13 protein-coding genes are annotated in these 11,753 nt (G+C 59.2%); 6 read left to right on the forward strand and 7 right to left on the reverse strand.

From position 1 onward, the window contains the following. Positions 1 to 199, reverse strand: a 199-nt coding sequence (locus tag PO883_RS32810) for a DUF4140 domain-containing protein (protein WP_289313517.1), incomplete at its 3' end; no start/stop codon positions are given. 260 nt (positions 200 to 459) lie between these two features. On the opposite strand from PO883_RS32810, the gene PO883_RS32815 reads away from it, so the two are divergent. Beyond that, positions 460 to 1,041, forward strand: coding sequence for a hypothetical protein (locus PO883_RS32815; protein ID WP_289313518.1), 582 nt, complete (start codon positions 460 to 462; stop codon positions 1,039 to 1,041). Positions 1,042 to 1,100: 59 nt separating this feature from the next. Here PO883_RS32815 and PO883_RS32820 read toward each other — a convergent pair whose 3' ends face one another. Then, the gene (locus tag PO883_RS32820; protein ID WP_289313519.1) at positions 1,101 to 2,042 is read right to left on the reverse strand and encodes a LysR family transcriptional regulator; all 942 of its coding nucleotides are present in this window, start codon (positions 2,040 to 2,042) and stop codon (positions 1,101 to 1,103) included. A gap of 126 nt (positions 2,043 to 2,168) precedes the next feature. On the opposite strand from PO883_RS32820, the gene PO883_RS32825 reads away from it, so the two are divergent. Further along, the gene (locus PO883_RS32825) at positions 2,169 to 3,137 is read left to right on the forward strand and encodes an MBL fold metallo-hydrolase (protein ID WP_289313520.1); all 969 of its coding nucleotides are present in this window, start codon (positions 2,169 to 2,171) and stop codon (positions 3,135 to 3,137) included. Positions 3,138 to 3,205: 68 nt separating this feature from the next. On the opposite strand, the gene PO883_RS32830 is transcribed toward PO883_RS32825, so the two are convergent. From PO883_RS32830 to PO883_RS32850, 5 genes are all read right to left on the reverse strand, one after another. Then, positions 3,206 to 3,478 carry a hypothetical protein gene (locus PO883_RS32830; RefSeq protein ID WP_289313521.1) on the reverse strand — a complete coding sequence of 91 codons (273 nt, stop codon included), beginning with the start codon at positions 3,476 to 3,478 and terminating at the stop codon, positions 3,206 to 3,208. Beyond that, positions 3,475 to 4,179, reverse strand: a complete 705-nt coding sequence (locus PO883_RS32835; protein WP_289313522.1) for an alpha/beta fold hydrolase — start codon at positions 4,177 to 4,179, stop codon at positions 3,475 to 3,477. Before PO883_RS32835 ends, PO883_RS32830 begins: the two co-directional genes overlap by 4 nt. A gap of 22 nt (positions 4,180 to 4,201) precedes the next feature. Further along, positions 4,202 to 4,339 carry a hypothetical protein gene (locus tag PO883_RS32840; RefSeq protein WP_289313523.1) on the reverse strand — a complete coding sequence of 46 codons (138 nt, stop codon included), beginning with the start codon at positions 4,337 to 4,339 and terminating at the stop codon, positions 4,202 to 4,204. Positions 4,340 to 4,413: 74 nt separating this feature from the next. Continuing rightward, positions 4,414 to 5,169 (reverse strand): zeta toxin family protein, encoded by a 756-nt coding sequence (locus PO883_RS32845; protein WP_289313524.1) that lies wholly within the window; start codon positions 5,167 to 5,169, stop codon positions 4,414 to 4,416. Positions 5,170 to 5,215: 46 nt separating this feature from the next. Then, positions 5,216 to 5,440 (reverse strand): hypothetical protein, encoded by a 225-nt coding sequence (locus tag PO883_RS32850; protein WP_289313525.1) that lies wholly within the window; start codon positions 5,438 to 5,440, stop codon positions 5,216 to 5,218. A gap of 696 nt (positions 5,441 to 6,136) precedes the next feature. Here PO883_RS32850 and PO883_RS32855 point away from each other — a divergent pair. The 4 genes from PO883_RS32855 to PO883_RS32870 all read left to right on the forward strand — a co-directional run. Further along, the gene (locus PO883_RS32855; protein ID WP_289313526.1) at positions 6,137 to 8,551 is read left to right on the forward strand and encodes a DEAD/DEAH box helicase family protein; all 2,415 of its coding nucleotides are present in this window, start codon (positions 6,137 to 6,139) and stop codon (positions 8,549 to 8,551) included. A 37-nt stretch (positions 8,552 to 8,588) separates the two neighbouring features. After that, on the forward strand, positions 8,589 to 9,251 hold the full coding sequence (locus PO883_RS32860) for a TnsA endonuclease N-terminal domain-containing protein (RefSeq protein ID WP_289313527.1): 663 nt from the start codon (positions 8,589 to 8,591) through the stop codon (positions 9,249 to 9,251). Further along, positions 9,248 to 11,158, forward strand: coding sequence for a Mu transposase C-terminal domain-containing protein (locus PO883_RS32865; protein ID WP_289313528.1), 1,911 nt, complete (start codon positions 9,248 to 9,250; stop codon positions 11,156 to 11,158). Before PO883_RS32860 ends, PO883_RS32865 begins: the two co-directional genes overlap by 4 nt. Further along, positions 11,151 to 11,753, forward strand: a 603-nt coding sequence (locus tag PO883_RS32870) for a TniB family NTP-binding protein (protein WP_289313529.1), incomplete at its 3' end; no start/stop codon positions are given. The genes PO883_RS32865 and PO883_RS32870, both read left to right, overlap by 8 nt.

An 11,753-nucleotide genomic window follows, 5' to 3' on the forward strand; every position in this document is an offset into this window, starting at 1 on the left:
CTGCCTGCACGCGCACGGTTTCCAGGTTGAAGTTGGCGGGCAGGCCGTCGATGACGACCTCGGTGGCGCCGGCGGCGACCTGGGCGGTGCGCACCACGGTGGCGCCGCCGGGATACAGGGTGACGGCCGTGACCGGCGCATTGGCAAGGGCCATGCCCGGGCTGAGCAAGGCGAGGGCGGCGAGGACGGGATAACGCATGGTGTGCCTTTCAAACAGGAATAAGGAAGAGCGCTTGGTAGTGAAACGGTCGGGGGCGGAAAAAGGGGTTAAACCGGCCGATGCGGACATGCCGATGAGCTATCGATCAACATACTAACGCAAGGAAACCAACGAATTGCACCTTTAACAAGCCTCGATGGCCCTCGCGTCATCGTTTCTGTTCCGAAATAATATGACATGCGGACCTCGGACGACGATCACCCTCGTCGCCGCGCCCACCCCATCACCAAGGAAGTTTCATGACCGCGATTTGTCGCCTCACCTCCCTCGTCGCCGCCTGCGCCCTGGCCGTGCAACTGGCTGGCTGCACGCAGTCCACCATGGCCGTGCCGGCGGCGACGAAGGGCAATACCGTCAAACTGTACAACGCCAATTTTGACAAGGTCGCCGTCGGCAGCTTCACCTTCGACGCCAGCAAGAACCCCGCCCTCGACCAGCGCCACACCATCCGCGCCGCCGGTATGCTGTACGCGCCAGGGGGCTCGTTCGCGCAACACCTGGGCAATACGCTCAAAGCCGACCTGCTGGCGGCCAGCCTGTTCGACGCCAACGCCCCGACGGTCATCACCGGCGCCATGACGCTGAACCGGCTGAATACCGCGGTCGGTGCCGGCAAGAGCGTGCTGGCCGCGCGCTTCGTCGTCACCCGGGCCGGCGCGCTGCGTTACGACCAGGAACTCAAGGTCGAGTCGAACTGGAATTCATCGATCGAGGCTGAGTCCATAGTTCCGCAGGCCAAGCGCGAGTATGAACTGCTGTACAGCGGCCTGATCGGCGAGCTGCTCGATGACGAGAAATTCCGCGCAGCCATCTCCAGGTAAGCGTGTCGCAGCGCCGTAAGAAGTAGTCAAAACGCCTGCGTTCGCAGGCGTTTGCGCATTCAGGCGGCGCTACTTTCGTGCGCAGCCAGCGCCCGTTCCCAGTACGGTGGCGTGCCCACATGGTCGCGCAGGTAAGCGATGAACAGTTGCGCCTTGACCGGGTGCGAGCGCCCCGGCAAGCGCACCGCGTGGATACCGTCGCTGACCCTTTCCTCGCCCTGGCTCGCCGGGCCGAACAGCGGCACCAGCTGCCCGGCGACCAGCGCCTCGCTGGCCAGCCAGCTCGGCAGATGGGCGACGCCGGCGCCGCCGACGGCCGCGTCCAGCATGAAGTCGACATCGTCGCTGCGCAAGGAACCGCTGACCGGCAAGGGTTTGTCGCGGTTGACGCCATCGAAGCACCACCAGCAAGCCAGCGCGCTGCGGCTGACGTAGTTCATGCAATTGTGATCGAGCAAGTCCAGCGGGGTGGCCGGCGTGCCGTGCCGCGCCAGGTAGGCGGGGCTGGCGCAGGCGATGCGCCGGCGCGGCGCCAGATATGTCGCCAGCAGGTCGCTGTCGGGCAGGGGCCCGAGCCGGATCGCCACATCGACGCGCTGGGCCGACAGGTCGATCACGTCGTCGTTCAGTTGCAGTTCCAGTTCCATCAGCGGATAACGGTGCAGGAACTCGCCCAGGGCCGGGGCGATATGGCGCCGTCCGAAGGCGCGCGGGGCGGTGACGGTGAGCACCCCGCGCGGCTCGGGATCGACTGCGGTGACGGCCGCCTTGGCTTCGGCCAGCTCGGCCACCAGGTGGCGCGCGCGCGGCAGGAAGCGCTCGCCGGCATCGGTCAGCAGCACCAGGCGCGAACTGCGCACGAACAGCCTGGCGCCGACTTCCGCTTCAAGCCAATCGATCCGGCGCGATACCGACGAGACCGCTACCTGCAAGATCTTGGCGGCACGCGACAGATTGCCGGTGTCGACCACGGTCAGGAAACAGTGCAGGGCGTCGAACATGGGAAGAGCTCCATTGGGATTGCGTACAACGCAAAGATAGTTTGCACATTGCCATATTGTTCCGCGTTGCGCAACGCTGCATACTGCTGCTTAGCATTTTCCCATCACCCTGTTCCGAAAGACGCCATGACCCAATTTCTCCGCACCCCGCGTACCCTGATCCTGGCGGCCGCCCTTGGCGTTGCCGCCTTCGCCGCCAGCCCTGTCCACGCCGCCGCGCCGATGGCCAAGGTATCGGCGCCGGGCTATTTCCGCATGATGCTGGGCGAGTTCGAAGTGACCGCGCTGTCCGACGGCACCACCGAGCTGCCGGTCAACAAACTGCTCAAGACCGCCCCGGCCAAGATCGACAAGGCGCTGGCCAAATCCTTCCTGGCCAGCCCGGTCGAAACCTCGTTCAACGCGTACCTGATCAATACCGGCGGCAAGCTGGTGCTGATCGACAGCGGCGCGGGCGGCCTGTTCGGTCCGAACCTGGGCAAGCTGGTGGCCAACCTGAAAGCCTCGGGCTACCAGCCTGAGCAGGTCGATGAAATCTACATCACCCACCTGCATCCGGACCATGTGGGCGGGATCGCGAAAGAGGGTGCGGCGGCGTTTGCCAACGCCGTGGTGCGGGCCGACAAGCGTGATGCCGATTTCTGGCTGAGCCAGGCCAATATGGACAAGGCGCCGGCCGATGCCAAGGGTTTCTTCCAGGGTGCGGTCGCCTCGCTCAAGCCCTACATCGACGCCAAGCGCTTCCAGCCGTTCGAGGGCGATACGCAACTGGTGGCGGGCGTGAAATCGACCTCCACCTACGGCCACACGGCCGGCCACACCAGCTATGTGGTCGAGAGCGGCAGCCAGAAGCTGGTCCTGGTGGGCGACCTGATCCACGTGGGCGCGGTGCAGCTCGACGAGCCGACGGTCACGATTGCCTTCGATTCGGACCAGAAAGCCGCGCTGGCGCAGCGCCTGAAAACCTTCAGCGCGGCTGCCAAGGATGGCACCTGGGTGGGCGCGTCGCACCTGCAATTCCCGGGCATCGGCCATCTGCGCAGCGCGGGGAAATCGTATCAGTGGGTGCCGGTCAATTACACGCAGGTGCGCTGAGAACAGGGTAGGCGCGGGCGGGCCGCACTGGGCCCGCGTTTGCAAAAATACGAAGCGCTTCTGGAAAATCAGCCGGCACTGCCGGCTTTTTTCACGAGTTCAAATTCATGCGCAAGCAAGTACAGTCCACTGCACGCCCATTGCTCCGGCCCCTCTTCCCACCAGTGGGTGACGCTGATTTTGTCTTCCTCCGGGAATTCCTCGATGGGGTACTCGCTGTTTAACATCGCCAGCGTATGCGGCAACTCATCGGCGGGAAGCCAATCGAGAAGCCCTTGGTCGATTTCAAGGACGCGTACGATATCGCCGATCTCAACCTCGTTGCCATGCCGGTCTTTCATTGTGTGCTTTCCGTGACCAGCGCGGCCACAAAGTGCTTGATCGTGGTTGCCGCTTGCTCGGGTACGCTTTGCAGCAGCAAATGCGGCCCTTCCAGCGCTACCAGACGCCAGTCCGGGCACAGCGACGCCAGCAGGCGTGCAGCCGAGGCAGGAACGATCCAGTCACGCGTTGCTTGCAGATACAGCACGGGAACCGCGATGTTCCGCGCGCGCGCCGTGTAGTCGACCGCCATCACTTCCCGCAAACGCCCGCGCAGGCGCGCTGGCGGCACCTGGTCGAGCGCCGCGCGCAGGGCCCGGCGCAACGCCAGGGGCGCATCGAAGCCAAGCAGGAAGGGAGCGATCAGGGGAGTCAGCGAAGACGGCATGGGCAGCACGCTGACCAGGGGTCTCAACGGTGCCAGGAGCGGGCGCGGAGTGCGCGCAAATGTGCAGCACAGCACCAGCCCGATCAATCCGGGCGGGCGCGACGCCGCCAGCGCGATGGCGACCGGGCCGGAGAAGGATTCACCGACCAGCACGAAAGGACGGTCGAGCGGCAATTGCGCACGCGCATGCTCGGTCAGGCCGGCATAACCGAGCGCCAGCGCGGGCGGATACGATACGACCATGGTTTCTTGCCGGTCCCCGAGCGCGGCAATGAAGCCGGCGAACAGGTCGCCGCTTCCGTCCATTCCCGGAAGCAGGACCAACGTCACCATGACTGCATGCGGACGCTGATACTCAGACATCGCTCTTCAGGTCAATATCTTCCTTTGGCAACAGTTGCGCGCGCGGTGCCGCTGCTTCGAAATAGCTTACGTCAAGGATCACGTCCACCGCATAATCGAGTGGCTCACCTTCGCGCGAGGTGTCGAGCATCAAGCGATCATGTATGACAGCAGACTGGCGCTGCAGGTCAAATTGCGCTACGAAGTAGCGGCTTATTGCAATGATTATCCCCAATATCGGCCCCGCAGTTCATCCGTTTCAACCAGGGGCAGCTTGCGACGCTCGGCCTCGCGCACAAGTTCCTGCACCTCTTGCTCTCTCTCCTGCAGCGGCTTGACAAGACGCTCGTGCACCCAGTCTCTGGCACTGTCAATCACAGACAAACCGGCATCGCCATCGATGAGCGCCTGAAGCGTTGCTTGCTCATAGTCGACAGAGTTGTCATATACGAAGATGGCATCGGCGATTTCCGCAGCCTTTGGCAGCAGATCCAGGGTCCTTTTATAGCGGTCCCTCACCTTTCCGGGCGGGACGTAGTGCCCGGTTGTCGTGCAAGTTTCATAGCGCAATCTCACCCTGGAGACATTTTTTTCCGGATCGTCTGTCGTGATGAAGGTCAATACAACATGGTATCCCTGCTCTTTGAGGGTCAAGAGCTCGCTGATACGCGCGGTGTGGGACATCACCGTTTCGAATGCGAACGGTTTTCGGCTTTCGATGGCTTGTCGGCGCAGAACGACGGCAGCCCTTGCAGCAGCGACATCACGCGCGTGCTGATCTGCAAAATCGCCCTGCAAATCTTTGGCGACCTGATCAGGATTAATGAATCGCTCCGGCACCGGGTACACACGGCTCACCGTGCGCAAACCGGTCTGTTTCACCTGATCGATGAGGGAGGTCTTGCCGGATCCGTTGGGCCCACCGAACACGATGACGTGCCGGCCATCCTGTTGAAGCAATTGAATGCTGTCGTCGTCCATGGAAGAAAAACACGGCAACGCCGCGTCGGTAGCGAACGTTTTTGGCTTACAAAGGGCGGATTTGTTTTGCTACAAAACTGGCAAGATCGAAGGAGGTAGCTTGGGAAACGTCGCGCTTGACGCCGCTGTTCGCTCTGCGTTTAACTTCTACCAAACTCTCACGCATATTACCAGTGAGGGCCTGGTCCCATTCCTCGGCAGTCGCGCCCAATACTGGCGTTTTGCCGCTCAGCACCGTCACGCCTTTAAATCGACTCTTCAGCACAGTCATGATCGCTCTCCCAGCCTCAATTACAACATATTAATTCAATTATAGGCTTCAACTTCAACAAAAAGTTGTAATGAACCTCGTCAGGGAAAAATGCGATGCCAGGACAATCACTTCCGGGCTCCCTGCTCAACTAGTGATCGCACAATCCAAAAGGGAATGTGGCGCAGCAAGAAACACTGGTCAGGCAAGCCGGTGCTCAGCAACGGTCGCGCAATGCGCTCCAGGACGCAGCGCGGGACAAGCCAGATCGCGGCGGGGAAGCGCAAGCCAGTTCAATGAAAGATGGCGCCAGGAAGAGCTGCGACCAGCACTAACGGGCGACAGGAATGCGTGCGAGCATGGTCGGCTAGTCCAGGTACTCAAGCACCTGCGCGCGGATACGAGACAACGATGGCCGCAAGCTTGCCAGAGCGCGGCACCGAAGCCGCCGAACAGGTCGCCGCTTCCAGCAACGAACGGAAGCAGCAACACCCGTCACCACTGGCCGAACTTACGCGCTGATCGCCACTGTGAACAGTTAGAAGATAACGAGACAGTTTGCACGTTTTGCCGTATATTCGACCAGAAGTTAGTGAGACAAGAATCAGAAGTTATTGAGACAATTCTCGTCAAGCAATTTCGCGCTGAAGTATTCACCTCCGTGTCATCATCGAAGGCGAAGGACTTTCAGTTTCATGGTCGCATACCATCTGCCGTATGTCAAAAATCGAAGCGGAAGTTTTACAATTACGTGCGGAGAATTTAGTGCTGAAAGCACTGCTCTCTACGCATGGCATTGCTCTGCCACAGCAGGCGTCCGAGCAAGCAACCCAATACACGGTCCCACGGCCGAAGGCTGGCGCCTTGCCTCCAGGCGCAAAGGTCAAACTCTTCCGAAAACTCTTTCACGGCAGGGACGACGTCTATCCCATACGTTGGGAGGGGCAGCAAAGCGGCAAAGCCGGATATTCCCCAGTTTGCGCCAACGAATGGCGTAGAGGCGTTTGCGAAAAGCCGAGAATCAAGTGCAGCGATTGCAGCCATAGCCTTTACGTGCCCGTAACAGACCATGTTATCGAGAGCCACCTGAGGGGTAACATCACTGCCGGCGTCTATCCGCTACTTGTGGATGATCGCTGCCATTTTCTCGCCATCGATTTTGACGACGACGATTGGCGCGAAGACGCGCGTGCCGTTTTGCAGACATGCATCCTCAACGACCTGCCTGCTGCGCTAGAAATCTCGCGGTCTGGTAACGGCGCCCACTTGTGGCTGTTCTTTTCGAACCCGACCCCGGCGCGTGACGCTCGCCGGCTCGGCACCGCCTTGATTAGTGCAACTTGTGCGCGAACCAGGCAATTGAAGCTGTCGTCTTACGATCGCCTATTCCCGAACCAGGACACGATGCCAAAAGGCGGGTTCGGCAATTTGATCGCGTTGCCACTACAAAAACACCCTCGTGAACTTGGGCGCAGCGTTTTCGTCGACTCGAACCTGCAACCCGTACCCGACCAATGGGTATTCCTGGAAAGCATCGTGCCGCTTCCACAAGCGCGTATCGAGGCGGCACTGACCAAGCTTGTAGGCGACCGACATCCTCTCGACATCGCCTATGCAGACGTGCCGGACGAAAACGCGGATACGCCGTGGGTGCGCGCCGCCAAGCCGGATGTCAAGCTCTCGGACACGATGCCAAAAGCAGTATGCGCGACGATCGGCAATCAGCTGTTTATTGAAAAAGCAGGGCTGCCACAATCGCTGATGAACCGTCTTATCAGGTTGGCCGCATTCCAAAATCCGGAATTCTACAAAGCGCAGGCGATGCGCATGTCAACCTGGAATATCGCCAGGATCATTGGACGAGCTGAAGACCGCCAGAAGCACTTGGCTTTGCCACGAGGTTGCCTGGGCGATGTCAGATCACTTCTTGCCGTTAACAAAATCGAGTTGAGGCTGGATGACGTCCGCTCGATGGGCCAACCTTTGCATGCGCCGTTTTCTGGCAAGCTACGACCGGATCAACAGGAAGCGCTGGCCGCGATGATGAAGCATGACTTCGGTATGTTGGTTGCCCCGACGGCGTTCGGCAAGACCGTAACGGCTGCGGCCGCTATCGCTCACAGAAAGGTCAGCACCCTCGTGCTGGTTCACCGAGCCGAATTGATGCGTCAATGGCAGGAACGACTAGGAAGCCTTCTGGAATTGAAGGGACAGAAGATCGGCTTGATCGGTGCCGGCAAGAAGAAGCCGACCGGCATGCTCGATATCGCTGTGATCCAAAGTCTGGCACGACGCGACGATTTGCCAGAGCTGCTTAGCCAGTACGGTCAGATCATCATTGACGAGGCACACCACCTATCGGCGCAGTCATTTGAAGCGGTCCTGAATGAAGCCAATTCGCGCTATGTATTGGGGCTGAGCGCCACGCCGGTTCGTAGCAACGGTCACCACCCAATAATTTTCATGCAGTGCGGGCCGATACGACATGTAGCCAAGCGTCCGACCCATGTACCAAAAGAGCTGGTCGTTCACGTTGGCCACCTTCCGACGCCGCCGATCCCGCCACATGCGAGCATCCAAGAAGTGATCCGGCTGCTGGCGGAAGACAGCGGTCGCAACGCTCGTATCGTCGCAGATGCGATCACGGCGCTGAACGCCGGCCGCAAGGTACTGTTGCTGACCAAGCGCACCGAGCATCTTGATCTCCTGTACGAGCTTTTGAAAGATATTCCCCAACAACGCTTCTTACTGCATGGACGGATGAAAACGAAGGAGCGCCAAGTGGTCATCGAGGCCCTGGCCAATCTGCAGGACGATGCACCCCACATCCTGCTGGCGAGTGCGCAGCTGGTCGGCGAGGGCTTCGATCATGCTCCACTCGACACCTTGATTTTGACGCTGCCGATTTCATGGGAAGGCACATTGCAACAATATGCGGGACGTCTGCATCGCGAGCATTCTAGCAAGACCGAAATTCTCATTCACGACTATGTCGAGCTGGACAACCCGCAGCTTTCGCGCATGTGGGAAAAACGGCAACGCGGGTATCGGGCGATGGGATATCGCGTCGAAACGAATCAATTTCAACCTGCCGTTGGCCGACAAACCGAACTGTTGGGAATGACAAACTAATCGGATCGATTGACTTCATTTTTGGGAATCGCTTTCCATGCCAGTGCGCAAAATACCAAAAAACCACCTGTGCGTGACCGGCAAGTTCGCCAGCCGAAAAAACGGACAGATGGGCGGCTTCGAGTCTCTCCTCGAAAAGGAATACATGCTACTTATGGACTTCGACGATATGGTCGAAGGATTCGAGGAGCAGCCGGTCAATATCCCCCTTTCGGGCGTCGCGAAAGGCTACACGCCCGACCTCTTGGTGCGCTTTCGGCCCGACCCCATCACCGGTTGCGTCCGCCCCCCGCTCCTGACCGAGGTAAAGCACTCGGATGATCTGAAGAAATACGCTGAAAAATATGCCCCGAAATTTGCAGCGGCTACGCTGTACGTGCTAGAGCGCGGTTGGCACTTCGGCATCACGACCGAGAAGGAGATTCGGACTCCCCGCCTGGCAAACATCAAATTTTTGAGGGAATACCGCAACATCAGTCCAGCAGATGATGATTGCGCCCGAATCATTGCATTGACGCGCGCCAACGATGGGACCGTATCGCTGCCGGACCTGCTGGCGGAACTAGCGCTCACCGACGAAGACCAACTTTACTGGATGCCAGTAGTCTGGAATATGGTACTGACGAAAAATCTAATCGTCGATCTCGACTGCGCGATTAGCGACGGCATCATCCTCAATCTGCCGGAAGGTTTGTCATGATCGAGAAAGAGCGGACCCAGCTATGGATAACAGAGGGAGCTACCATCACCAACGACGGTCGCGAGTTCATCGTTGTGGCCATACCGGATGTCAACATCGTCCTTGCCAAAGAGGTCGGTTCCGGCCAAAAAGTACTGATGAAAATGGGCGATATTGGCCCGCCGAAGGTCATCGGCACGACGACCACGACGCCGACGGCCAAATTGGAGCTGTGGGAAATTTCACAGGACGATTGGAAGGTTGCTGAAGAACGGCGACGCCACATCGAACCACTTCTGAATACGCCTGCCCGCCAGTGGGCCAATGCGCTGGCCGACAAGATCGCCGTGGAAGCCGGCGTCAGCCGCGCCACCTTGTACCGCTGGGTGGCAACGTTCAAGCAGGCCAAGTTGTTGTCCTCCCTATTGCCGAACTATCGGGCCAGGGGCGGCGCAGGAAACACCAGGCTGTCGGCGGAAGTCGACGCCATCATTGTAGACTGCCTTGAAAATTTTCACGACACCGAACAGAAAACGTCAGTCGCCGCCACCGTCGAAGAAATCAGACGGCGGTGCTCAAATGCGAACCTGCGCCTACCGGCGCACAACACCATCAAGGCGCGCATCGATAAGTCCAAGGGCCGCGAGCGAACCGCCAGCAGAAAAGGCGAAGCCGCAGCGCATGATCAACACGATCCGATAAACGGCGTTATCGGCGACGCCGACTGGCCCCTCGCCCTCGTGCAAATCGATCACACTTTGCTCCCGGTGATCATCGTCGATGACGTGCACCGGAAGTCGATTCGGCGGGCGTGGATCACCCTTGCGATTGACGTTAACAGTCGGGTTTGCCTTGGAATGTATCTCACGTTGGATGCGCCGTCCGCCATGTCGGCCGGCATGTGCATCTCTCACGCGATCATGCCGAAGGAAAAATGGATGGCGCGGCTAGGTGTCACCTCGACGGACTGGCCATGCTGGGGCGTCATGGGCATCCTGCATATGGATAACGCCCGTGAGTTTCGAGGAGACATGCTCCAGGTGGCATGTAACGAATATGACGTCGACCTTCATCTGCGCCCGGTCAAGAAGCCGCGTTACGGCGCTCACATCGAGCGGCTCATGGGCACCGTATCGGAGGGACTGAAGGCCGTCAAGGGCGCCACATTCTCTGGTCCGGACGAGAAGGGCACTTACGATGCCGAGGGCAATGCGTGCATGACATTCGGCGAACTGGAAAAATGGTTGGTTCTTTTTTTCGCCCGCTACCACCGCAAGGTTCACGCAGGGATCGGTACTACGCCACTGACAAAATGGCGCGAGGGTTTGCTTGGCACCAAGGGCAAGCCTGGACGTGGACTCCCGGCGCGGCGACTTGACGAAGAAAAACTTCGCATCGATTTCATGCCGTTCATCGAACGCACGATTCAGAACTACGGCGTTCTGATTGATGACGTGCACTACTATCATGACGTTCTACGCCCTTGGATCAACACGCCCCATCCGGAATTTTCGCGGCACCGGCGCAAGTTCCGGTTCCACCGGGATCCGCGCGATATTAGTCAGCTGTATTTCTTCGACGAGATCGCCAAGCGCCACTTCGCGATCCCCTATCGCGATGTCAGCCTGCCGCCGGTCAGCATATGGGAGCTGCGCGAGGCGCACCGACGTGCCGACCAAAAAGGCATTCCACACGAGAACGAGAAGGCTGTCTTCGCGTTACTCAACGAACAACGTGAGCTCGAAGCCGATGCCGCCGAGAAGACAAAATCGGCAAGGCGAGCGCAACAGCGGCGGGTCGAACACGACCGAGCCCGCAAGGACAAAGTCGAGAGTCTGCCGCAAGTATCCATTCCAGTACCATCGGCCATGCCCACAGCTGTGCGCGGCTATAACCCGGACGCCATTGAGCCGCTAGACGATGAGTAATCAATCTTTGCCAGCTGAAAATGCATACACGCACCTCAACGAGCGTGCGCGCGCCCTGGCAGACAAGTCAGACGATGCGAGGATCTACGCTATTCGCGAGGGCGCCTGGCTGGGCTACAAGGATGCCAAGCGCATCATCGGGCGCATGGAAGAGCTCTTAGCGTACCCACGCATCACGCGCATGCCGAACCTGCTTCTGGTTGCCCCCTCGTTCAACGGGAAGACATCCATTCTGCGACGCTTTGTGTGGGGGCATCTTCCCGATCTCGATCCGGCAGGCGAAGTCACAATATGCCCGGTGATCATGGTGGAGTCGCCGCCGAAGCCGGACATTTCTGATTTCTACACGCGCATACTGGACGCGCTGATGACGCCGTACAAACCTACTTCATCGGTTCAGGAGAAGTACTCTCAAATAAAGCGCCTGTTTCGGCAGATGGACGTGCGCATGCTGATCGTCGATGAAATCCACCACCTTATTGCCGGAAGCCTGAATCGGCAGCAAGAATTTCGCAATGCGCTCAAGAGCCTGGGCAATGAAACAATGGTGTGTATAGTCGCGGCCGGCATCGAGGATGCTTACAATGCGTTTAAT

Source organism: Massilia sp. DJPM01 (assembly GCF_030348125.1).
GTDB classification, from domain to species: domain Bacteria; phylum Pseudomonadota; class Gammaproteobacteria; order Burkholderiales; family Burkholderiaceae_D; genus Telluria_A; species Telluria_A frigida.